This window comes from Paracerasibacillus soli (assembly GCF_042432965.1).
Taxonomy (GTDB): domain Bacteria; phylum Bacillota; class Bacilli; order Bacillales; family Amphibacillaceae; genus Paracerasibacillus; species Paracerasibacillus soli.
The window spans coordinates 92,139-116,961 of sequence record NZ_JBHLWL010000036.1 but is presented as its reverse complement, the minus strand read 5'-3'; the positions used below and the strand labels follow the sequence as shown (position 1 = coordinate 116,961).

At 36.9% G+C, this 24,823-nt stretch carries 22 protein-coding genes; 4 read left to right on the top strand and 18 right to left on the bottom strand.

Annotation, left to right across the window (positions count from 1 at the left end; all coding sequences use genetic code 11):
- Positions 1–83 precede the first annotated feature (83 nt).
- From ACFFIS_RS10735 to ACFFIS_RS10705, 7 genes are all read right to left on the bottom strand, one after another.
- Entirely contained in the window at positions 84–911 is an 828-nt protein-coding gene (locus tag ACFFIS_RS10735; protein WP_320378338.1) for a YihY/virulence factor BrkB family protein, read from the bottom strand.
- A gap of 232 nt (positions 912–1,143) precedes the next feature.
- Positions 1,144–1,437, bottom strand: a complete 294-nt coding sequence (locus tag ACFFIS_RS10730; protein WP_390187465.1) for a YtxH domain-containing protein — start codon at positions 1,435–1,437, stop codon at positions 1,144–1,146.
- Positions 1,438–1,458: 21 nt separating this feature from the next.
- On the bottom strand, positions 1,459–1,929 hold the full coding sequence (locus ACFFIS_RS10725) for a low molecular weight protein-tyrosine-phosphatase (RefSeq protein WP_390187463.1): 471 nt from the start codon (positions 1,927–1,929) through the stop codon (positions 1,459–1,461).
- Positions 1,930–2,202: 273 nt separating this feature from the next.
- The gene (locus tag ACFFIS_RS10720; protein ID WP_390187461.1) at positions 2,203–2,868 is read right to left on the bottom strand and encodes an SOS response-associated peptidase; all 666 of its coding nucleotides are present in this window, start codon (positions 2,866–2,868) and stop codon (positions 2,203–2,205) included.
- A 54-nt stretch (positions 2,869–2,922) separates the two neighbouring features.
- Positions 2,923–3,918: a glutaminase gene (locus ACFFIS_RS10715; protein ID WP_390187460.1), complete on the bottom strand. Its 996-nt coding sequence runs from the start codon at positions 3,916–3,918 to the stop codon at positions 2,923–2,925.
- 335 nt (positions 3,919–4,253) lie between these two features.
- Positions 4,254–4,976: a lysophospholipid acyltransferase family protein gene (locus ACFFIS_RS10710; RefSeq protein WP_390187458.1), complete on the bottom strand. Its 723-nt coding sequence runs from the start codon at positions 4,974–4,976 to the stop codon at positions 4,254–4,256.
- A gap of 376 nt (positions 4,977–5,352) precedes the next feature.
- The gene (locus tag ACFFIS_RS10705) at positions 5,353–6,147 is read right to left on the bottom strand and encodes a CAP domain-containing protein (protein ID WP_390187456.1); all 795 of its coding nucleotides are present in this window, start codon (positions 6,145–6,147) and stop codon (positions 5,353–5,355) included.
- 451 nt (positions 6,148–6,598) lie between these two features.
- On the opposite strand from ACFFIS_RS10705, the gene mreBH reads away from it, so the two are divergent.
- The 4 genes from mreBH (at position 6,599) to ACFFIS_RS10685 (ending at position 12,026) form a co-directional block, all read left to right on the top strand.
- Entirely contained in the window at positions 6,599–7,606 is a 1,008-nt protein-coding gene (mreBH, locus tag ACFFIS_RS10700; protein WP_320378334.1) for a rod-share determining protein MreBH, read from the top strand.
- A gap of 454 nt (positions 7,607–8,060) precedes the next feature.
- Positions 8,061–9,215 (top strand): CaiB/BaiF CoA transferase family protein, encoded by a 1,155-nt coding sequence (locus ACFFIS_RS10695; protein WP_390187455.1) that lies wholly within the window; start codon positions 8,061–8,063, stop codon positions 9,213–9,215.
- A 60-nt stretch (positions 9,216–9,275) separates the two neighbouring features.
- Complete coding sequence (locus ACFFIS_RS10690) at positions 9,276–10,478, top strand: acyl-CoA dehydrogenase family protein (protein WP_390187454.1); 1,203 nt, start codon at positions 9,276–9,278, stop codon at positions 10,476–10,478.
- Between the two features lie 99 nt (positions 10,479–10,577).
- Entirely contained in the window at positions 10,578–12,026 is a 1,449-nt protein-coding gene (locus ACFFIS_RS10685; RefSeq protein ID WP_390187449.1) for an NAD-dependent succinate-semialdehyde dehydrogenase, read from the top strand.
- A gap of 320 nt (positions 12,027–12,346) precedes the next feature.
- On the opposite strand, the gene ACFFIS_RS10680 is transcribed toward ACFFIS_RS10685, so the two are convergent.
- The 11 genes from ACFFIS_RS10680 to ACFFIS_RS10630 all read right to left on the bottom strand — a co-directional run bounded on the left by ACFFIS_RS10680 (position 12,347) and on the right by ACFFIS_RS10630 (position 24,749).
- A complete protein-coding gene (locus tag ACFFIS_RS10680; protein ID WP_320378332.1) occupies positions 12,347–12,826 on the bottom strand; it encodes a GNAT family N-acetyltransferase in 480 nt (159 codons plus the stop codon).
- 29 nt (positions 12,827–12,855) lie between these two features.
- Positions 12,856–13,167 (bottom strand): DUF3870 domain-containing protein, encoded by a 312-nt coding sequence (locus tag ACFFIS_RS10675; protein ID WP_320379734.1) that lies wholly within the window; start codon positions 13,165–13,167, stop codon positions 12,856–12,858.
- 24 nt (positions 13,168–13,191) lie between these two features.
- The gene (locus tag ACFFIS_RS10670) at positions 13,192–13,950 is read right to left on the bottom strand and encodes an IclR family transcriptional regulator (protein ID WP_320378331.1); all 759 of its coding nucleotides are present in this window, start codon (positions 13,948–13,950) and stop codon (positions 13,192–13,194) included.
- 88 nt (positions 13,951–14,038) lie between these two features.
- Positions 14,039–15,214, bottom strand: a complete 1,176-nt coding sequence (locus ACFFIS_RS10665; RefSeq protein ID WP_390187448.1) for a saccharopine dehydrogenase family protein — start codon at positions 15,212–15,214, stop codon at positions 14,039–14,041.
- Positions 15,215–15,314: 100 nt separating this feature from the next.
- Positions 15,315–16,814, bottom strand: a complete 1,500-nt coding sequence (locus ACFFIS_RS10660; protein ID WP_390187447.1) for an aldehyde dehydrogenase family protein — start codon at positions 16,812–16,814, stop codon at positions 15,315–15,317.
- A gap of 53 nt (positions 16,815–16,867) precedes the next feature.
- Positions 16,868–18,499 (bottom strand): thiamine pyrophosphate-binding protein, encoded by a 1,632-nt coding sequence (locus ACFFIS_RS10655; protein WP_390187519.1) that lies wholly within the window; start codon positions 18,497–18,499, stop codon positions 16,868–16,870.
- Positions 18,500–18,525: 26 nt separating this feature from the next.
- Positions 18,526–19,707 (bottom strand): aminotransferase class I/II-fold pyridoxal phosphate-dependent enzyme, encoded by a 1,182-nt coding sequence (locus ACFFIS_RS10650; RefSeq protein ID WP_390187445.1) that lies wholly within the window; start codon positions 19,705–19,707, stop codon positions 18,526–18,528.
- 163 nt (positions 19,708–19,870) lie between these two features.
- Complete coding sequence (locus ACFFIS_RS10645; RefSeq protein ID WP_320378328.1) at positions 19,871–21,457, bottom strand: Na+/H+ antiporter NhaC family protein; 1,587 nt, start codon at positions 21,455–21,457, stop codon at positions 19,871–19,873.
- A gap of 392 nt (positions 21,458–21,849) precedes the next feature.
- Positions 21,850–22,530 (bottom strand): TerC family protein, encoded by a 681-nt coding sequence (locus ACFFIS_RS10640; protein WP_390187516.1) that lies wholly within the window; start codon positions 22,528–22,530, stop codon positions 21,850–21,852.
- Positions 22,531–22,709: 179 nt separating this feature from the next.
- Positions 22,710–23,666, bottom strand: a complete 957-nt coding sequence (locus ACFFIS_RS10635; protein ID WP_390187443.1) for a DMT family transporter — start codon at positions 23,664–23,666, stop codon at positions 22,710–22,712.
- A 30-nt stretch (positions 23,667–23,696) separates the two neighbouring features.
- The gene (locus ACFFIS_RS10630; protein ID WP_390187441.1) at positions 23,697–24,749 is read right to left on the bottom strand and encodes a C45 family autoproteolytic acyltransferase/hydrolase; all 1,053 of its coding nucleotides are present in this window, start codon (positions 24,747–24,749) and stop codon (positions 23,697–23,699) included.
- Positions 24,750–24,823: the final 74 nt, after the last annotated feature.

Here is a 24,823-nt window from a genome sequence, read left to right as displayed (position 1 = left end):
TCTACATCTGTCTCCTCGCAATCCTATCTTTGGCAAAGAATGCGATACTTAAAATAGCTACCTATTCAGGTAGCTATTTAACTTTATGCTTTATAATGAAACTTTTGCACTTCATGAATAGCATTAATGGTCCCACCAATGATAATGATAATTCCCGATATGTAAAACCAAATCATTAAAATAATGACGGTTCCAAGACTTCCATATGTAGCGGAATAATTACCAATTGTACTGACATAGTAAGAAAACGCATAGGAGACAAGTTGCCAACTAAATGTAGTAAATAACGCCCCCCATATTGCATCTTTAAAATAAACACGTCGATTTGGTGCAAGCATATAAAGTGCAATAAAAACAATTAAAAATACAATCGACGAAATAACCCAACGTAAAGTATTCCATACGGTAATAAAGTCATCTGACAACCCAATAAAAGAAAAAACATATACGCCTATCATTCTGCCTAAAACAGGAAGTAAAATTGCCACTACTATAACCGCGACCATTGCAATTGTTAAAACAATTGCGATTAACCTTGCAACAAGAAAAGAACGGTCTTCTTTTACTTCATAGGCACGATTGAGCGCTTTAATAAGCGCATTCACTCCATTCGATGCCGACCATAAAGTTCCAATGATCCCAATCGACAAAAGACCTGTACTTTGTTGGTTTACTATCGTAGAAATATTCGATGTAATAAAATCTGCCGTTTCTGCTGGAGCAACTAAAGCAATTGCATCTAATAGTGCTTGTTCGTCAAATGGTAGATAGCCAATTAAGGTAATCATAAAAATAAGTAAAGGGAATAGTGATAACAGAAAAAAATACGATAATTGCGCGGCTAAGCCAAACACATCATCATCTGCTATTCGTTTATATAACAGCTTGATAAATGTAACAATATCTTTCAAATCATCACTCTCCCCCAGTTATGATTATAATGTGAATTTTCAACAGTAGGGACTTTCGTACTCCCCTACTGTTTTAATAGTTGAAAAGTGAAGCTTTACCTCTGCTTTAATGCCCATTTATTTCTTCCAATCTCCTCAAATTCTTGAAGTAGGTAACTTTACCTGCTATAAATTTTAACCTTGTCCATAATTATATTCCCTTGTAAACAGAAAATGAATCAAAAATATTTATTTATTTATTAATTCTCTTTACTTTACCAGTTACACTTCCAATCGTACTTTCTACTTGTTCTAATGCATTAATTGCATTTTCTGTTTGGTAATTTAAATTATCATGTAACTGATTCATCGCAAATTGTACATTTCTCGCCGCTTCTGCAGGATGTTTTAAAGCATAAGTAGAAGAGTTCTTAAAATTACCCCATTTTTCTTTTGCATAATGCCTTACTTCTTTATCACATAAAGCAGTTATTCCTCCGACCGTTGCACCTAAGATGATACTTGTTAATAATTTTCGTTTTCCCATGATGATCGCTCCTTCACTTTTTTATATTTGGTGTTTCTTTTTAATATGCCCTAATAAGTTTTTACAACCAGCTAAAACTAACGCATATGTATGATGAAAGTCACCGGTAAAATATGGGTCTGGTACATTCTTGTCTTTAACATCATCAACGAAATCAAGCAATTTTGCAATGGTAATATTCTGTTTCTCCTTTTGCATTGCTTCTAAACTGCTTATATTTTGATCGTCCATTGCAATTATATAATTATCATGACCAAAATCGCCACTATTTACTTGACGCGCTTGTATTCCTTCGTATGAAATATGATGTTGAGTTAAAATATCTCTTGTTCCTTTATGTGGTGGATTACCAATGTGCCACGAACCAGTTCCAGCAGAATCAACTGTAATATATTGTTCGAGTGCTTCCTTTTTGATTAAATCACGAAAAATTGCTTCTGCCATTGGGGATCGACAAATGTTTCCCAAGCAGACGAATAAAACACGAATCACCCCATCGCCATCCCTTCTATTTTATCATGATACAATACAATCCAACATGGTACGGCTATTGTACACCTTGATTTTCTTATCTATTATATCGAAAAATTACCTTAGTGAAAAAGAATTGCCATTAGAAATCAAATAGTGAAGCAGGTAAATTTGTGATATTTCTATCCCTCATTACTTGGTACTAAATTATAGTGAATGTGCTCATTTTATATTTAAGCATGATAAAGGCATAGATTTATTTTAAAAAATCTATGCCTTTATCAATTAGATTGATTATACAAGTGAAGCAATACACTTCTCATCATTATTTCGCGCAGCATTCACATACTCGGATACATCATACGCTGTAAATGGGTCAACTTTTATGCGTTCTAAAAATTGCTGTGCTCCCGCTGCTTTCACTTTTTGTGGTTTTATCCATTCATCTTCTTGATTTTTAGGCAAAATGATTGGCATACGATGATGTATATTTTGCATATATTCATTAGAATCCTTAGTTAAAATCGTACAAGTAAATAACTCCCGCTCATCTTGCACCCACTTATCCCAAAGACCGGCAAACGCGAATAATTTACGTTTTTTCACTTGAATACGTTTAGCTTGCTTACCTTGAGCTAGCTTTTTCCATTCGTAAAAACTGTCCGCAATAATTAAGCAACGCTTGCGGGCTAACAAATTTTTGAAGCTTGGCTTTTCATGTACTGTTTCACTACGTGCGTTAATCATTTTATAACCTATTTTTTCATCTTTTGCCCACGACGGAACAAGCCCCCAACGTAAATAACCGGCCCGTTTTTCTTTTCCATCATGAATAATCGCCAAAACATTTTGCCCAGGTGCGATATTATAACTTGGTGTATACCCTTCAATCGGACGGGAAATAGAAAATTCTTGTAAAATATCAACTTCATCGGCAAGTAATGTATAACGACCACACATCTTTTCACCTCCAATTATTCATCTGCTGACATTGACAGGTATGACTAGTGCATGCTAAAAAATACTTAAATCCCATTGTGAAGCAATATGTCGTAATAATCTTATACCCGCAACACTGTTTCCCTTGTCATCTAAAGATGGACCAAACACACCAATTCCACACCCCGATAGAAAAGGCATTGCTTCGTCTCTTACCCTTGGTGGAGCGACCGCAATAATTCCTCCAGATACACCACTTTTTGCTGGTACACCAACATAGGTTGCAAATTTCCCAGATGCATCATACATGCCACACGTTAACATAAGCGCCTTCGTAATTCGTGCAATTTGTCTTGGTATGATTTCTTCATTACGCTGCGGATCAAATCCATCATTCGCTAAAATTAAGCCTATTTTTGCTAGATCATGAACAGAAATTTCAATTGAACATTGCTTAAAGTATGTCTCTAACGTTATATTTAAATCAGATTCCAGTAAACCTGTTTCTAATAAATAATATCCAATTGCACGATTGCGCATCGACGAATCTCGTTCGGATTCATAAATATCAACATCGAGAACAGGACGATAACCAAGCATTTTCTCCAGCATATTTAAAATAGATGCTAATTTTTCATCTGATGTATTTCCATTTAACATGGAGGTTATCGTGATCGCCCCAGCGTTCACAAATGGATTAAATGGTTTTTTTACTTGATTCATTTCTATGTGCATAATAGAATTAAATGCTTCGCCAGTAGGTTCCACGTCCACTCTGTCCAACACATAGGATACTCCACGTTCCATACAAGCGACTATAAAGCTAATCACTTTTGATATGCTTTGAATTGTAAACGGAATTTCTACATCACCGGAGCTAATTTCCAAACCATTATTTCCAATAATCGTAATTCCCAAATGATGAGGATTTGCTTCTTGTAATTTTGGAATATAGGATGCAACTTCCCCGTCTTTTGTATGTTTACGATAAAATGCAACCCAATCATCTACATAGTTCTGCAACCATTCCTCATTTAATTCCGTGCTCCAGTTCACTATTCCTTGAACCATATGCAAACACCTCACAATCTTACTTTCTTATCGCTACATATAGTTTATGCAAATATTCTCTCCTGTTGAAGCAAGCAGCTTGTCCCATCGGATTAAAATAGTATCTATCCAAAATATAAAGGATAAAGCTAAAAGTAGCAAAGAAAAGGAAATTGTCGTATTTATTAAGTGATTCACTGGATTTAGGATAATTTAGCTAAATATGCCGCTATCCCATTAAAAGAAGAGATTAACTGTTTGCTCATTGGTCATTTTCTAATTTGGATACTATTATAACTATCCAAAATAAAAGGAGCTTGTCCATTTTTATGGCCAAACCCCTTTTTCAGCTTTCCTCAGCTCTTTAATATCGCTAATTCGTCAGATATTTTCTCCTGTAAATGTGCTGCTAATTGTTTACTATTCATTTTTTCGTATGCTTCCGGATAGATTGGCTTTCCAATGGAAATGATTACATTTGCTGGTTTTATACGATTTGTTTCTTCAAGCATTTTATAAGTCCCCTCAATTGTAATAGGGACAATGGGAACATTCGCTTTTGTACCAAGCCTTAAGCTTCCTGGTTTGAAAGAGCTCAAACCTTTTCCTTTACTTCGGGTTCCCTCTGGAAAAATAACCATAGAATGGCCTTCTTTTAAATTTTGAGTTCCTTGTTGAATTGCACAAATTGATTGGCGGCGATCATTTCGATCAATGAAAACACAATGTACAATTTCCATCCATTTACGGATAATCGGTAATTTTTGAATTTCTCTTTTCGCAATAAATCCAACTGGCTCTCCCAAAAATCCTAATAAAACTAAAATATCAAATATCCCCTGATGATTGGCGACATATAACACCGCCTCATCTGTTATATTTTCTTTTCCTTTTATCGTAATATGGGATCCAGTTTTATGAAATACTTTTTGTGAAACAACTTTTGGAGTTTCAAATATTTCGTTTATAACTTCTTGACTTGCATGTGACCGAAGCTTTTTCTTTGCTTTTTTTAAATTAAATAAACTTCCTATCACGAGTAAAGCCGCATAGCCATATATTTTTATTGTGTGTATCATGTTGTATCCTCCCCAAAGTTGATTATACAGGAGATTGGAACGGGAACCAACATAATTTCTTACAAATTCGTGCATGTTTCATAAAAGGAAACTTCTCCATCAATTCTTTTCAAAAGCAGTTGTTTCTTTTTCTGTTATGTTCATAACTAGCCAATTACTTATTATTCCTAATAAATAAGAATTAAATCTCCATAACATTTATTTTTGCTACTAAAAAGTTGATAGGCTTATAGAAAAAAATGTAAAATGGTTTATGGTTAATATGTTCCCACAGATAAGGCGCGTTCTTTTCACGCTATATTAAAATAGGCTACCGAGAATTTCTCGATAGCCTAAAAGGAAATAAGTGTATATCATTTTCACGTATATCTGTTAATTATCGACCAATAAATTGTTGTGTCCAAATATTACCCTGTGCTTCATATCCTACACCAATTTCTGTAAACTCAGCATTTAAAATATTTGCACGGTGACCTTCACTATTCATCCAAGCATTTACTACTTCTTGAGGTGATTGTTGACCTTTCGCAATGTTTTCACCAGCAGTACGATACGTAATTCCCCAGTTTTTCATCATGTTAAACGGTGAACCGTAAGTTGGGCTTGTATGATCAAAGTAATTGTTTACTGCCATATCATGTGATTTTTCTCTTGCAACACGGCTTAATTCCCAATTTGCTTTAAGCGGGCTTAGACCGTATTTTGCACGTTCTTGGTTTGTTAATGTAACAACTTCTTGTTCAAATTGGCTTAATGTATATCCTTGTGATGATGTTTGGTTTGATTGTGGCTTCGTAACTTGTTGTTGTGTCTGTGTTGGTGTTTTATTAGTTGTTGGTTGCTGTTTTGCTGGTTGTTTTGCTGGTTGTTTTGCTGGTTGTTTAACTGGTTTTTCTTGTTTATTAGTTTGTTGATTAGTTTGAGTTGGTTGCTTTTGAACTGGTTTTTGTACTTGCGTGTTACTTGTTTTAAACCAACCCGGGAAATATTTTGCTAAAAATTGATCCATATTATTTATAGTAAAGGCTTGCCAGAAGCCATTAGTAGATTGATAGACTGTTGTTTGAACAGATGTTTCTGGTGCTTTGGTAGACGCTTCTGCTGATTGAAAAGCCCCTCCAAACAATAAAGTTGCTGATAAAGTTGTAACTACTGCTATCTTTTTAAACATTTCTTGCACACTCTCCTTGTATATTGGTTTTGTGATGCTTTGTTGCTGTGTTGCTTTGTGAAATTACTATACCATACATTTTTTGTAATAAACCTAGCAGGATTTTCCAAGTAATCATAACAGTACTCTTCTTTTTCATGTAATTTTATAAATCCTTTATAATACAATGTTTTCATACATACCGAATTTAGGAGAATTAGGAAATTGATTAAACATCTGGATTGTATTACCATGTATTTATCCTTGACAACGTTGAGAGAAAGCTTGTTATATTACATCAAAGGGGGATTTGTAAACAAAATGTCACTTGATTTTCTTACCCGCTTTGCATTAACTTAGTAAATAGTCATATATAATATGTAAGTTTTCGACAAAACTTAGTTCACACGCAATAAAGAACTAAAAAAAGAGAAGACTAAACAATATAAAGTCATCACTGGAGGAACAAATTATGTTTTCTAACGCAGAAATTGGAATTGATTTAGGGACTGCAAATATCCTCATTTATACAAAGAATAAAGGTATTGTGTTAAATGAGCCAGCAGTTGTCGCAATTGATATAAATACGAAGCAAGTTATTGCCGCAGGAGCCGAGGCAAAAGAGATGGTTGGAAAAACACCTAGGAATATTGTGCCTATCCGCCCTCTAAAAGATGGCGTCATTGCAGATTACGATGTTACTGCACAAATGCTAAAAATCTTTTTGAAAAAGGTAAGCAAAAAGATTGGTTCTTCGATGCGAAAACCAACTGTTGTTGTGTGTACCCCAACAGGAAGTACCGCAGTTGAAAGAAGAGCTATTCACAATGCCATTTCAAGCTACGGCGCCAAACATGTTCATATTATAGAAGAACCAGTTGCAGCAGCAATTGGAGCAGACCTACCTGTAGATGAACCAATTGCGAATGTCGTTGTAGATATTGGTGGAGGAACATCTGAAATTGGTATTATTTCTTTCGGCGGTGTCGTTTCCTCTAATTCCATCCGAGTAGGTGGAGATAAAATGGATGAGGAAATTATCCAGTATATAAGAAAGAAATACAACATACTCATTGGGGAACGGACAGCTGAAAATATAAAAATGGAAATCGGTTTTGCCACTGCAGATCACCAAGAAGAGACGATGGATGTTCGTGGACGTGACATGGTTACTGGCTTACCAAAAACAATTACGATTTCATCAACGGAGATTTATAGCTCTTTAAAAGAATCATTAGAGCAAATTTTAGATGCAATTAAGCTTACATTGGAAAGTTGCCCACCTGAACTTAGCGGAGATATCGTCGATCGAGGTATTGTACTTACAGGTGGCGGTTCATTATTACATGGTATGAAAGACTGGTTAGCAGGTGAATTACTTGTTCCTGTTAATCTCGCTCCAAATCCACTAGAAGCAGTTGCAATTGGAACTGGAAAAGCAATTCAAATGATTAGTAAACTACAAAAAATAGCGAAATAATGTGTGTAAATGGGACAGAATCCCTTTTAAAAATGAATAAACCATATGAAATCAGAGTAAAATTTGAGTTCATATGGTTTTATTTATTTATTTAATAAGAAAGCATATTCCCTCATCAAGGTAAAGAAGGTGTTTACAAATATTTCAGAATACATTATACTAATAATATGGAATGATGTAGAGACGAAATCCACGTCCAGCACACATGATCCATAAAGCTATTTAAAGTGTTAAAGTACTGTTATTTTCTAAATAGCATACAATAAAGCAACTGCCCATTCTGTTCATAGAGCATCTGCCATGCTTAGTACAACAGGAAAAAGCCAGTTCAATTGATTGTTCATCATTCAATTTGAGCTGGTTTTTTTATATCCAATTTGAGGATAAAAACATTTATTCCCAATTGCGACATGTATGTATCTGAAATCGAATATATATAAAGTGAGGTGAAATGATGTCAAATAGTGCGTTAGGGCATATTAGAGTACTGGATTTATCACGTGTATTAGCAGGACCTTATTGTACGATGATTTTAGGGGACCTTGGTGCCGAAATTATAAAAGTTGAAGCTCCTGGTGGTAGTGATGATACAAGAAAATGGGGACCGCCTTTTCAACAAGATGTGAGCGCCTATTATTTGTGTGCAAATCGTAATAAAAAAAGTATCACAATCAATTTAAAATCTCCTGAAGGAATTGAGCAAATTAAAGAACTTGTAAGAGAAAGTGATGTCATCATTCATAACTTTAAAACTGGAACGATGGAAAAGTTCGGCCTTACTTACGAAACGTTAGCATCTATTAATCCGCAGCTCGTCTATTGTTCCATCACTGGATTTGGAGAAACAGGACCTTATAAACATTTACCTGGTTATGACTTTATTATTCAGGCAATGAGTGGACTTATGAGCATTACCGGCAATGAACAATCTGGTCCACAAAAAATGGGAGTGGCAATTACTGATATTTTAACTGGTCTATACGCGTGTATCGGAATTCAAGGAGCATTATTAGAACGAACACAATCAGGGAAAGGACAAAAGTTAGATATTTCCTTATACGATACTGCAGTAAGTTCGTTAGTTAATATCGGTAGTAATTATTTAATGTCCGGCGAGATACCGACACGACTTGGTAACCACCATGCAAATATCGTACCGTATCAAACATTTCAAACGATGGATGGAGAGATGGTTATCGCTGTCGGCAACGACCACCAATTCCAGGCACTTTGTGCAATTTTACAAGCAGATCATTTAGCTCAAGATGAGAGATTTTCCACAAATCCAGAGCGTGTAAAATATCGGGAACTACTTGTACCTAAATTACAAGAAAAGTTTCTACTAAAACCAACTAGTTATTGGCAAGAAAAATGTGAGTCATATCAAATTCCATGTGGCCCAATCCAAAACTTACAAGAAGTCGAACATGATCCACAATTACGTGCACGAAATATGTTTATTAATTATGAACATCCAGTTGCTGGAGCAATTCGAATGATTGGCAGTCCTTTAAAATTATCGAGGACCCCTGTATCTATTCGTCATCACCCGCCTGAAATTGGTGAACATCAGGATGAAGTTTTAAACATGAACCAGCATAAAGAGTGAATGTATACGCTGTTACATTCCATATGAAAATATTTTTCAATACTAAAGGAGATGGAGATAATGAATTTTGAATTTACGGAAGAACAAAATATGTTACGACAAACCGTGAGAGGATTTGTTGATAAAGAAATTATGCCACATATCGCAGATTGGGACCGTACTGGAAAATTTGATCCGACCATTATGCCGAAATTAGCTGAGCTTGGATTAATGGGGGTTTGTATCCCTGAAATGTATGGCGGTAGCGGTATGGATTATAATGCACTTGCTATCGTCTGTGAGGAATTAGAACGTGGTGATACAGCGTTCCGGACCGCAGTATCTGTGCACACCGGCTTAAATAGTATGACTTTATTGCAATGGGGAAATGAGGAACAAAAACAGAAATATTTAATTCCACAAGCAAAAGGGGATAAAATCGGGGCCTTTGGATTGACGGAACCTGCGGCTGGTTCTGATGTTGCATCACTTCAATCCACAGCCGTGAAAAATGGGGATCACTATATACTAAATGGACAAAAAACGTGGATATCTTTATGTGATACTGCAGATCACTTCTTGGTGTTTGCATATACTGATAAATCCAAAAAACATCACGGTATTTCCGCCTTTATTGTTGAACGTACTTGGGAAGGCTTCTCCTCAAAAGCAACAAAAGGAAAATTAGGTATCCGTGCTGGGAATACAGGTGAATTATTTTTTGAAAATGTGAAAGTTCCGCAAGAAAATCTTCTTGGTGAAGAAGGTGAAGGATTTAAAATTGCGATGGCTGCATTAGATAATGGTAGATTCACTGTTGCAGCTGGTGCAGTTGGACAAATCATGGCATGCTTGGAAGCAAGTGTAAAATATTGTCATGAACGTGATACTTTCGGGAAACCAATCGGACGCCACCAACTCGTCCAGCAAATGATTGCTAAAATGGAAGCCGGCTTACAAATGAGTCGCTTACTTGTTTATCGAGCCGGGGAATTAAAAAATCAAGGAAAGCGTAATACACGTGAAACGTCACTTGCAAAATGGCAAGCTTGTGATTTTGCCAACCAAGCTGCTGATGATGCCGTTCAAATCCATGGTGCTTACGGTTACTCAGATGAATATCCGGTAGAGCGTTATTTACGAAATTCAAAAGCACCGGTAATTTATGAAGGAACTCGTGAAATTCATACAATTATGCAGGCAGAATATGTGTTAGGGTATCGTCAAGATAAGATGCTGAATAAAATGCTACCTGCCTGGGAATCTACAGAACTAGTAAAATAGTATCGTATAACGCACCTTTGTTTACAAAGAGAAACAGGGTGCGTTACCCTATTTATAATGCGTATACACTAAAGGAAGATGAAAGGGGAGGTCTTATCCATGATTAAAAAACGAACGAAGAGTATTTATATTGATGGAAAATGGGAGGATTTAGATCCGAGTAAATTAGTAACCGTTTATAACCCTGCAACATTAGAACCACTTACAGAAGTAGCAAATGGTGGAGGTGTAGAAACGGAAAAGGCAATTGAAGCAGCTGCTCAAGCATTTCCATTATGGAGTTCCATGCCAGGTCGAAAACGCTCTACATTTTTATACAAAGCATCCCAACTCATGTTAGAAGATGCTGAGCGACTCGGGGAAATTTTAACCATTGAACAAGGAAAACCACTAAAAGAAGCAATTGGTGAGGTAAAAGGAGCTGCCCAATTTTTATTATGGTATGCCGAAGAGGCGGCACGCAGTTACGGGGAATGGCTTCCTTCTTCTATTTCTGGAAAAAGGATGCTCGTAATACCTAAACCCGTGGGTGTCGTCGGAGCAATCACACCTTGGAATTTCCCTTCATCCATGATTACGAGAAAACTAGGTCCCGCCCTCGCTGCTGGATGTACGGTTGTGCTCAAGCCATCTCCCGAAACACCTTTATCAGCTATCGAAATCATCAAGATTTTTGAAAAAGCCGGGATGCCAGCTGGTGTTGTTAACCTTGTTACCGGAGATGCAGAAGCAATTGGTAAGGAGATGCTTACAAATAAGAAAGTTTCACTTATTACATTTACCGGCTCTACAGCAGTCGGAAAATACTTAATGCGTGAAAGTGCAAACCAATTAAAGAAAGTTTCATTGGAACTCGGAGGGCATGCGCCACTCATTGTATTTGATGATGCGAATTTAGAAAAAGCTGCGACCTTAGCACTAGCGAGTAAATTCCGAAATAACGGCCAAACTTGTATTTGTGCAAATCGATTATATGTACATGAATCTATCGCGAAGGAATTTACCACATTATTAAAAGAAAAGGTTGATCAATTGATTGTAGGAAACGGTTTAGATGATGACACGGATCTTGGTCCACTTATTAGCCAAGCTGCATGTGAAAAGGTACAAAAACATTTAGATGATGCTTTAGGAAAAGGTGCGCACATTTTATCTGGTGGGAAACAACTTGATAAAAATTTAAATGGATACTTCTGTCCACCAACTGTTATTACAAATGTAACAGACGATATGATTGTCATGAACGAAGAAACATTTGGACCACTGTTTCCAATCCAAACGTTTACAGATGAAGAAGCTGTTATTCAAAAAGCAAATGACACGGATTATGGTTTAGCCGCTTATATTTTTACAGAAAACACGAGCCGTACATTACGCGTTTCTGAAAAGCTCGATTACGGAATCGTTGGTGTAAATGATGTTTTCCCTGCTGTTCCTGAAGCACCTTTTGGTGGAATTAAACAGTCTGGTAACAGTAAAGAAGGTGGACACCATGGTATGGAAGAGTTTATTGAAAAGAAATTTGTGTCCATTGGAATAGAACGATAAATTAACTGTGCCCCCTTATCGTTAGCTCAGATAATCATTACTAGATTTTGGGGACAAATCCCCTTAAAATAAATTTCCACATGAATTCAATTTTTAAACCTTGATTTCATGTGGATCTCCTTTTTTTAGTGCGTGAACATGTGCCTTCCTTTATCATGATTAGCTTTATCTTTTATTTATATATCGCGTCATTTCAATATCGTAGCCAATCACTATCCTAGGACTCCATGCGTAAAGATGCTAGCCCTAAATAGCGTAATATCACAATGTAATTAGCTTTCTCTTTCAGAAAGTCTGTGATAGCGTGATTCATTTCTGCTTCATGATAAGTCTTTTATATACCAGGTATCCATCGCAATATGTTCCGTATCATCTAAAGCTTTTTCAAGTTGTTGAAAACCTAATTTTACGTATAAACAATTCGCGGTTTGCAGTTTCTTTGATGTTTCTAAGTAACAGTATGCATAATGTTTTTTGGCGTACTCAAGTGCTATTTTCATGAGTTGCTTTGATAAACCTATTCCTTGATATTCAGGTATAATATAAAGCTTTTGTAGCTCACAAACGTCCACCTTTTTTCCGAATGGTGCAATACCTACACCGCCAACTACTTTATTTTCCTCATTCACTGCAACCCAATATTTCGCATTTTTATGTTGCTTATAATATTGATATAAACTACCTAGTTGAGGATCAAAATAAGCTGTGCCAGGAATATTTAAGTCAAATGATTCCAATGATTGTTTAATAATTTTCTCTATTATTTTATTATCCTTTTCTTCTATTTCGCGAATCAACATAAGTATCCCCTTCTACTAGTTCAACGCTATCAGTCAGAACCTTTTAGTTTATATTGTTTATATAAGTCATTTAATGCGGATGCCAAGGCATTACCAGCCTTTCCTAAATAATACTTTTTTAATTCCTCCATAGGTTGCTCTATGCCGTCTTGTAAACTATGACCACGTAGTAATTGTTGGACAAACTCTCTTCCATGCAAAGTTGCTAAAGTACAGCCTGCATTTACAATAACACCATACTTTTTATCAATTTCTGCTGTTATGGTAAGTGTCTCATAGACACTTTTAGCCGCCATTCCCGAGGGAAATCTTGCATGCCCTGCAATAAAAATTGTCTTCATCATTCCGTTCCCTTCCTTGTTGCATTAGTTGAAACCTAACTTTCTAGATACTTGTCTTGCTGTTACTTCTGTTTGATTCTTAATTCGCCTTAAATTATCTCCTTCGAAATAACTTGATAGACCACTTACTGTTAAAGCCGAAATAACATGTCCACGATAATCAAAAATAGGATATGAGATCCCTGTCGTATAGGGATCTTGTTCACCAACACTATATGAAAAGCCTTGTTTACGTATTTCTACTAGTTCCTCCCTCAATCGCCTCTCATCTATGACCCTTCCATCGCGTAATTGTTTATTACCTACTTCACGAAATATTTCACGTTGCTTATCAATTGGTAAGTGGGCTAATAGTAATTTGGGGCCTGACCCCATGTATAGTGGTGTACTTTTGCCTACTTTTGTATACAGTCGTAGTGCGCGTGTATTTTCTACCTTTTCAATATAAACAGCTTTATTTTGATTAACTATGACAAGATGGATGACTTCATTTATGTCATTTGCTAACATCTGCATAAATGGAAGGGCAATTTTACGTACTTCGAGTTGTTCTGACACAAGCTGACCCATCTCCAATAATTTTAACCCGAGGCGATACCGACTGTCATGTTCCGTTGTTTTCATCTTAAAGACAAAGTTTCCTGATTCCAGTGTTGTTAATAAACGATATGCTGTCGGCTTTGGGATACCTGATTGCTTCGATATATCTTTTAACGACCACTCCGGTTGTTCCTCAGTAAATAAATCAAGTAGTTGTAGTGCTTTGGCTACACTTTGATTCATCGCTTATACTCCCTTTACATTGGAGGCCGGGACATAAGGGGGTCTGACCCCTTTATGTCCCAGCCCCTTTCAATCGACCTCCATTTAACTAAACTGACACATTTTTATCTGCCGCTATTTTTACATATTCCTTTATTATGACACCACGTTTTGCCATTTCCTCCATATATATTCTCCCTGGTACGATTTGTTCTGGAGGATAAACACCTTTTTTTGAAATCTCTCCATTTGCAATTAATTGAGCTACAACTGAAATTGTATTTGCTGTTGCCCTAGCCATGGCTGTAACGTGACTCTCTCGATCCTTAAAGGTTGTCATTTCATATGCATAGGTAGCAGGTTTACCATCTTTAGAACCAGAAACAACTACGCGAAGCAGAACAGCATCGTCCTTTTCTCCTAATTCGACAATAGGATCAAGTACCTTTAAAAGTACCTCACGTGGATTTACTTTTTCCCCATTTACTTCTACTTCATAATCAGAGCGCGTTAAATTTAAATCAACCAGTAATTTAAATTTTTCAGCGTGACCACGATAGCGAATTGTTTTATATTCTAATGTACTTAAATCTGGATAGGAGTGCGATAATGTTGATGTACCACCTGAAGTATGAAAAGCTTCTAATGGACCAAACTTTTCAAAATGGATTTGCTCCACCTCAGATAATGCCGGTACTTCGACTTTTTCTCCATTGCGAATAATAAGTGCAGGATCTGTATAATGGTCAAACAATCCTTCCATCGAAAAGACGTGATTGTATTCTAATGGTGGTTCGGGCTGAACAGGGATTCCTCCAACATACAATTTAATAGATTCGGTTTTATCTAACTTACTTACCCCGTAACCAGCTAAAATATTGATCATCCCAGGTGCAACTCCCAAATCAGGGATTACCGTCACTTGCGAAGTCTGCGCTTCCTCGTTCATAGCAAGTACTTTATCTGTTATATGACCAATATGGCCTCCCAAATCAACGGAATGTGTACCAACTTGAATAGCTGTTTTTGCTACGACTTGATTGAAGGAATAAAATAATGCATTAATGACAACATCAAACTCACGCATATAATTTGCTAAATCTATTTCATCACTTGCATCTACTGCATATGCTGTAAGTTTAGGAGAATTTAATTGATTCACAACGGTTTGTGCCCTTGCAAGATCAATATCCGCTAACCCTACCTTTTTTACCCTTTCACTTTTAACAAGATCTCTTGCAGCTACTTTTCCCATTAATCCAGATCCTAATACACCTATTTTCATAGTGTTCACGCTCCTTTATGGTTCATTTTTTTATTATTTATCGTGTACTTTTCCAAATGGTTCGTTACATCCCCATCTACATGCCTATCTAACTACTTTCTTACTCCACATCAATTTGTGCACGTTGCAACTTTCCACTGTAATCGACATAAATTGCTTTCCATTCCGTAAATACATCTAATGCCTGCACACCTGAATCACGATATCCATTTCCAGTACCCTTTGAACCACCAAATGGTAAGTGTATCTCAGCACCTGTTGTTCCAGCGTTCACATAAACAATTCCTGTATCTAGATCACGTTGCGCCTGGAAAACACGATTCACATCTTTTGTAAATATAGAACTAGATAAACCGTATGTTACGCTATTGTTTACTTCAATCGCTTCTTCAAAGCTTCTAACCGGAATGAGAGAAACGACTGGTCCAAAAATTTCCTCTTGTGCAATGCGCATATTAGCTGTTGCATTTGTAAATAATGTCGGTGCAAAATAGTTTCCTTCTTTATGCTCACCTTCCGTTAATACATATCCACCTGCCAGTAATTTCGCGCCTTCATTTTTACCAATTTCAATATACTTCTTTATTTTCTCCATACCAGCTTGGTTAATAATTGGACCAACTTTTACTTTTTCATCGAGCCCATTACCAATCGTTAATTGCTCCATTGCAACTAATAATCGTTCTTCCAAGGTCTCTTTTACATCTTCATGAACAATAACGCGACTACATGCGGTACATCTCTGCCCGCTCGTACCAAACGCGCTCCAAATAATTCCTTCAACTGCTAATTCAATATCCGCATCATCCATCACGATTACTGCATTTTTTCCGCCCATTTCTAAGGAAACCTTTTTCAACTGTCTTCCGCACTCCGCTGCAATATGACTCCCCGTTTCGTTGGATCCCGTAAAGGAAATGACACGAATATCCTTATGATGTACCATGGCATCACCAACAGATGAGCCCGAGCCAAAGACTACATTAATAACTCCTTTAGGCAGTCCAGCTTCTTCATAAATTTTTGCTAATTCATAAGCCATAATCGGTGTTTCTGTTGCCGGTTTCCAAACAACCGCATTTCCCGCAACAATTGCCGGAAATGACTTCCATGTGGCTATTGCGATTGGAAAGTTCCATGGCGTAATAATCCCAACTACACCAATTGGTGCGCGCACACTCATAGCAAATTTATTTTGTAGTTCTGCAGGTGTTGTTTGGCCAAATAAACGTCTACCTTCCCCAGCCATATAAAATGCCATATCAATGCCTTCTTGCACTTCTCCACGTGCTTCTTCTATTACTTTTCCATTTTCTAATGTAAGTAATTGAGAAAGCTTTTCTTTACGGTCTTTCATAATTTGCCCTACCCGATACAAAACTTCTGCTCGCTGTGGGGCTGGAACCATAGCCCACTCTTTTTGTGCTAACTTTGCTGCAACTACGGCTTCATCTACTGTTTCTTTCGTTGACAACGGAACATGAACGACCGTCTCTCCAGTTGCTGGATTGATCACAGCAGTTGTTTCACCTTCTACTTCCTTCCATTCTCCATTAATAAAGTTTTTTAACGATTTTACATCCATCATTGTGTTTGCCATAAATATTACCTCCTATATCATTTCCACCTACAAGTTCTTACATGTCATTCCCATTATTTACGATGACGAATTTGTTCAATTGTTGATGTAACGGATATTTGCTCCTGATCAGTTAAGATTTCGATTACAACGGGCTTATATAATGCCAAAGCTTTTGCAAAGGCTGCATTAAAACCTTCTATCGTTTCAACCGTAATGCCAACTGCTCCAACACTCTCTGCTAATTTTGCGAATGAAACATCGCCTAAATCTGTTCCTACAATTCGTTCTGGATAATGCATTTCTTGGTGCATCCGTATCGTTCCATACATATTATTGTTAAAGACTAAAGCGATAACAGGAATGTGATAACGCACTGCAGTTTCCAGTTCCTGAACTGTCATCATAAAACCACCATCACCTGATAAGGAAACAACCGTCTTTTTGGGATAAGCTAATTTAGCACCAATGGCAGCTGGTAAGCCATACCCCATCGCACCTGAAGTTGGCCCAACATACGTATGTTTCTTTTTAAATCGGAAATACGTATGCAACCATCCAGCAAAGTTTCCAGCATCATTTGTTAACAATGCATCTTCTGGTAATTCTTTATGAAGTGTTGCGATGATTTTTTTATTAATATAATCGCCTTCTCCAACACCAACATGACTAGCTTCTACAAAGCGTTGATGGCAAGTTGCTGACCAATCCTCCCATGTTACCGTAATATTCTCCTCTTGTATCACTTCTAATGCAGGTTTCATATGTGCCACTACACCGAGATGTGGAGCGTAAACCTTTCCAAGGGTTTCATCATCAATATCGATATGAATAAGTATTTGATCCGCTTCAATCAATGTATAATCCTGTGTTGTCACTTCAGATAGTCGTGTTCCTAATGCTAAAATAACATCTGCATCTTTTACCGACTGTAAAACCTTCTTATTTGTTCCTAGTCCGAGATGACCAGCATATAGCGGATGCTCATTTGGAAACACATCATGTCGGCGAAATGCTACCATAACAGGTAAGGAGAACTTTTCCGCAAAGTTGACGAGTGCTTCTTCTGCTGCCCCATTTTTTATTCCTCCCCCGGCAATGACAAGTGGTTGGTTTGCGGTTGATAGCATGTTGATAACGTCATTTATTTCATTTCTTGATGGTGTCGGTTCTGGAACTGCTGCAACTGGTCCAAATGTCATTTCAGTTTCAACAGGTAGAACATCCTCAGGTAAGGAAACAATTACGGGTCCAGGGCGCCCTGTTTTCGCAATGCGAAATGCCCGCTGCACTAGTTCAGGCATCCGTTCAGGATCGTTTATTTCCACTGCCCATTTAGCAATCGGTTTAAATAATTCATCTAAATCCACTTCTTGGAAACCTTCTCTTCCGCGAAATTTACTATGCACCTGGCCAAGAAATACAACCATTGGTGTAGAGTCTTGATATGCAGTATGGACGCCAATGGATAAATTCGTCGCTCCTACACCTCTTGTTGCAAATACTACCCCAGGCTTTCTTGTCGATTTGGCATATCCTTCTGCCATAAAGGCAGCTCCACCTTCATGCCGTGCAGCTATTACTTGGATAGATGTTTCATCATATAGTGCATCTAATACTGGTAAATAACTTTCACCAGGAACGCAAAATACATTACTGATTCCTTCTTTCTTTATACAGGTTACAATTGCTTTCGCGCTTGTCATCGTCGTTTTTGCGACTGCTTGATTGTTCAAGTTGCCTGTTCCCCCTTTAAGTCTAATAGATGAAGACGTCTTATCACTTCGTCTAAACGGTCTTCTGATACAGAAAGTGAAATTCGAATATACCCTTCTCCAGACGGGCCAAATGCATTTCCAGGTGTGACGACAATTCCCGCTTCTTCTAACAATTTATCTGTGAATGCAATAGATGTATAACTATTTGGTACTTTTGCCCATAAAAATATTGTTCCTCTTGGTTTATCAACTCGTATACCTAATTCATGCAATGCCTGATAAAGTTTTTCCATTCGTCTCTCAAAAATAGCCGCATGTTGTTTGACATGCGAAAAGTCACTTTTTAGTGCATCAGCTGCTGCTTTTTGAATCGGTAAAAACTGACTTGTATCAATGTTACTCTTTAACGCGGCTAACGCTTGAATAACATCTTTATTACCAACTACATATCCGATACGCCACCCAGTCATATTAAAGCTTTTCGATAACGACCCAAATTCGATGGCCCTATCTTTTGCATGCGGTACTTGTAGTATGCTAGGCGATTCATAATCTGCAAAAGTGACTAAATCATAGGCCATATCGTTGACCACTAACATATTATTTTCCTTTGCAAATGTAACCGCTTCCAAAAGGGTGTTTATTTGTATTGTTGCTGTCGTTGGATTACTGGGATAATTTAAGAACATTAACTTCGCCTTTTCCTTTTGTTCCGCTGTAAGTTTAGAATAGATAGGCACATAACCATTTTCTGCATCCAAGGGAAGATCTACTGTAATACCATTTGCTAAATGAACAGCTGTACGGTATACCGGATAACCAGGGTCTGGTACGAGAACATAATCTCCTGGATTAATAACCGTTTGAACAAGATTTGCAATTCCTTCCTTTGACCCGATTAAAGTCAAAACTTCTTCGTCAGGGTGCAACGTTACACCGTATCTTTGCTTATAAAAATGTACGACAGCTTCTCTAAACTCCCTACATCCACTATAAGAAGAGTACCGATGATTTGCTGGGATTTTCATTTCCCTTATGAGTTTGTCAATAATAAATGTCGGGGTTGGAAGATCAGGTGCCCCAATTCCTAAATCAATCACATCCATCCCTTTCGCTTGAAGTGCCTCTTTTTTCTCTTGAATTTTTGAAAATAAATATGGTGGCAAATCATTTACTTTTCGCGAAACAAATTCCATTCCCATCCTCCTATTTCAATATATGAAACGCCATTTCATATATTCGCCTATATTGTATCTTATAATTCCCATGTTTTCAATTACTTTTAAAAGACAGACAATTTATGACGCATTACGACATCCTTTAACATACAAATCGTTCCTTTCACTTTTATTTTATCTTTTAATTTGCAATCGTATCCTCTTTTTCTTGTTCAAAATGGCTATTGTTTTTCTTCCTTAGGCTAAAAAATAAAATAATTAAACTAACTAATACAACAATTAGACCAGTAAGTACACTACTCGTAAGTCCCAATGCCAAGTATCCAAGACCTGCAATACCAGCAGATACGAGTGCATACGGTAACTGAGTCGTAACATGATCAATATGATCACATTCTGTTCCTGTTGATGAAAGTATCGTTGTATCTGATATTGGTGAACAATGGTCGCCAAATACAGCTCCAGCTAAAACAGCTGATAGAAGTGGTAAAAGTAAGGAAATATCTGTAGCTGCAGCAATTGAACCTGCTATTGGTAATAATAACGCAAATGACCCCCATGAGGTTCCTGTTGAAAAGGCAATAAAACCAGCAATGATAAAAATAACGAAAGGAATGAGTGAAAAGCTAATATTCGATTGTTTCACAACGGCTGCTAAATATTCACCAGTTCCCAATTCACCAATTAAATCAGCAATGGTCCATGCAAAAATTAAAATGAGAAAGGCTGGAATCATAGACTTTGCGCCTTCTTTTACACCACTAAAGAATTCTCTCATTTTAAAATGACTTTGTTTACTTTGTTTAAAAAACAATATAAACGTAACAACTAAACTCGTAATTCCCCCAAAAAGTAATGATTTCGCAACATCCGCTTCACCAAATATATCCATTAAAGTACCATTTCCATCCACCTCCGTATATCCGGTCCAATAAATAAAACCAATTGTAGCTATAAATAGGACAGCAATTGGTACAATTAAATCTGAGATTCTTCCAAAAGAACTCGTTGGTAACATATGTTTTGATTTAGTCTGTTGATCTACAGCACGCTTTACTTCTCCAGTTCTCAATGCTTGTTCTTCATGCACTTTCATACTACCAAAATCTACTTGTCTTAACGAGATAACCAAAACTACGCCTAATGCGGCCCAAACATAAAAATTCATCGGAATCATATATATAAAAGCCATGAATGCAGTTATATCTGTAACAGCGTGGGTAGTTAATACAAAACCAATTAAACCGATAATATACGCCCCCCAACTTGAAATTGGCGCCACTACACATACAGGTGCTGAAGTGGAATCAACAATATAGGCTAGTTTCGCGCGGGAAATCCGATGTTTATCCGTTACCGGCTTTGCAATTTGTCCTACCGTCAAACTATTAAAATAGTCATCAATAAATACAATAACTCCAAGAAACATCGTCATTAAATGTGCCCCTGCCCGGGTTTTAACTCGTTTCACCATCCATTCACCGAATGCTTGTGTTCCGCCCATCATACCTACAAAAGCAGTTAAAATCCCTAGCATGAGCACAAAAAGTAAAATAAATACATTCCATGTGTTTACACTTCCCTCCTCCCAAAATACGCTTCTAAATGCACTCCAAATAAGTGAAAAGGAATCAGTCAGATGAAAACTTTTAACGAATAAAGCAGAAGCTACAATCCCTACACCTAAAGAAAGTAATACGCGCCTTGTCAATAGGACCATGCCAATTGCCAAAAGAGGGGGTATAAGTGACCAAAATGTTTGAACCATTTGTATCCTCCTTTTTTTGATTTTTTACCTTCTAGTAAACCACTTTGGGTAAGCGCTTACATTTAACTATACATATTCGATATAGTAGTGAAAGATTCCTGCAAACTTTCAAATAAAAATAAGATATACTAATAGCTATTTTACATAATAATCTTTGACAGCCAATTATTATTTCTGCAAAACAAAAAGAGTGTCATTCATTTCGAATAACACCCCGAATTTCGGTATTTTGCTTTTCAATTCGCTTGTAATATTGTTAATCCATAAAATAAAACTTCATTCAGTGAGGAGCTGTATTTCCCTACTGATTGATTGAATCAGACTTTTATTAAGCTATTGCTCCTCTTGCTATAGGGGACTTGCGGCAAATTAACACGCAAGAAATAGAGCAATTATGAACTTTTAAGTCGGCTCCTTTTATTTCGTGTATATCCAATCACTAAAACAAGAGCAGTCACAACAACCATCAAACCGTAAAGCTCAATTTTTTTATCCAAGTCCAATATATTCATTATAATTTGTTCCTCTGCAATCATCCCCGTCGCTGTCCACGCTAAAATTCCCGATCCAATATAAGCAATCCAAGCATGCTTGTCCATCACACGAACGATTAATTTAGAACCAAAAATCATAATCGGGATACTAATTGCGACCCCAATAATAAGTAATCCTATATGACCTTTCGCAGCACCAGCTATTGCGACTACATTATCTAAACTCATTAATGCATCTGCCATGATAATCGTTAATATGGCCTTTAATAAGCTATTTGAAGATGTAACATTGGCATCTGTATCTTTTTCTTCCACTAAAACCTTATAAGCTATCCATAAGAGAAGCAATCCCCCAATAAGATGGACATACGGAATCTTTAATAAATAAACAATAAGCGTTGCAAAAATAATTCTTAATATTACCGCTCCTGCAGTACCAACTAAAATTGCGGTGTTCTGCTGTGTTTTAGGTAAACGTCTTGTTGCCATTGCAATCACTACTGCATTATCCCCAGACAATACAATATCGATAGCGATGATTTGTAATAACACTAGTAATGATGCCGATGTAAATTCTATACCTAGCACGTTCTTTTGGCCACCTTTCACTATGAAACAGTATTATTATACTCTTTCGCGGATTTCAAGAAAAGTTTCAAATCCTCATCCGTGAAAAAAATACTATTATATAGTTTGGTGCATTTTAATACATTTACACATCCAATAATCTGTAAAGGTATATCTTTCACACCTGCACATCATGAAGATGATGAGTGCCGTATTGGACCTTCAACTGCTTTTCCTTTACTTTTAATATTTATTGCGATAATCCCCACTGCAACAAGCACCAAGGCTCCTAAAATATATCCATCTAATGTCTCTCCTTGGATAAAAAAGGCGGATAATACTGCGCCAGAAACAGGTGTTACAAATTTATAAATACTTATTTCTCCTGCTTTATTATATTTAAGAATGGAGTACCAAAGTGCAAAGGCAACTGCTGATAAAAGTGCAGAATAGATTAATAATCCCCAACCTAAAGGTGTAAAGACAATCGCATGCTCGTGCATTTGTGGTACCCCCACAGCTAACATAAGTAACGAACCAAATGTTAGTTGATATCCAGTTAAGGCGAAGGGATGAATGCCCACTGCCATTTCTTTCGCCATAATCGTACCAATTGCACCTGTTAACGCTGATATTATCATGAATCCTTCCCCATTTAAATGAAAGGCTATTTGGAAGGATTGACCCCAGTTGGCGATAATAATACCACCAAATCCAGCTACTAAGCCGATAACTTTTGCCAAATCCAAACGGTCATTCTTATAGAAAAAGTGAGCTAAAATGACCGTGAAAAAAGTTCCACTTGAAACGAGTATCGCACCTTGCATACCTGACGTATTCGCCAATCCATTATAAAAAAAGAAATACTGCAGTGCTGTTTGAATAAGTCCAAATACAATAAGAAAACGCACTTGGCGTCGGGTAACTCGTAAAGATTTTCGATTAAAAAGGAGTAAGCCAATCATTAATAGTAGTCCAGCCATCAAAAAGCGCATACCTGCTAATACAATTTTAGCAATCGTATCATCTGCCGCCATTTGCATCTCTACATAACTTACTTTTAAAACAGGAAACGCACTTCCCCATAAAATAGAACAAAATATCGCAATTGTAATGACGATCCACTTTTTTGTTAAAATATCTTTCATTTTCAAGTCATCTCCTGCTTGTCTCACTAACTAGCGTACATTTTCCTCCATATGCACAAATGGTAAATCTGTATCAACCACACCACGAATACGTCTAATTTGCGTATCTTTTCCTTTTAGCCAGTCTTCAAATGAAAGCAATGCTGGCTTTTTCTGTTCTCCCAGAGCAAACCATACTTCCAGTTTCTTAGGAAAATAAACTGCTGTATGAATCGTTCCAGCCCAATTTTTATATTCCTTAGAAAACACGCCACCTTCAGCGTCATTCATCATGTGGTATGCTTTTTCCACGTCTGTAACATTCAATTGCTGTTGTTTGATAACGTCCATTCTTCTTTTTGAATCATCTAAATGAAACCGATTTTCTTCCGTTAGTAATTCAAAGTGGTTCGTACACATATTTGATTGTCGAACAACTACTTGTCGTGGAGTTGCTTCCACTACATATGTTTCTCCTTGTTGATCAAGAAGGACATAACTAAAGGAATGCCGATGTGGTATTTCTTGTAAGAAGCTGATTGCTTCATCTACTGTTGCACAATTTTCCAATAACATCCGGGCAATCATATTACAAATAAAGCCATCACCTGGCTTTTTGCGGTGCATAAAGTTATACCCGATTACAAGACCTTTTTCATTCATGCCATCCATTCGACCAGTAATACGTTGTGATGGACCAATTGTTGCATACCCATCGTCTGTTGGCTGAAATAACATGAATCGTCCTTCATATGTTTTCGGATGGTAATCATAATTACGAACCATATAATTCTGATCCGTGAAAATGGAACAGCCACTACGTACATATTCTAAACGATACCCACTAAATTCTTGTAGTACTTCCTCCATCGACCATTGCAATGCTTCTTTTAAACCTATTAGTTCGCTCCAAATTTGTGGAGCATGCATTTGAAAAATTTGTTTTGTTTCTTGAACATCAATGTGAAATCGTGGTCTACGTACTTTCCATTGTTTTTTTCTATTTGCTAGAATAAAGGAGTCTTTCAACTGTTCACCTTGCATATAACCAAATTCCTCATGTGTACCGCGAAATTGTATGACGTCACTATATATTTGTTTCATGAAGGAACCTCCAATACTTTATCCAAATAATCGTTATAAAAGAAAGTGCTTCGAAGTCATAAAGACTCGAAGCA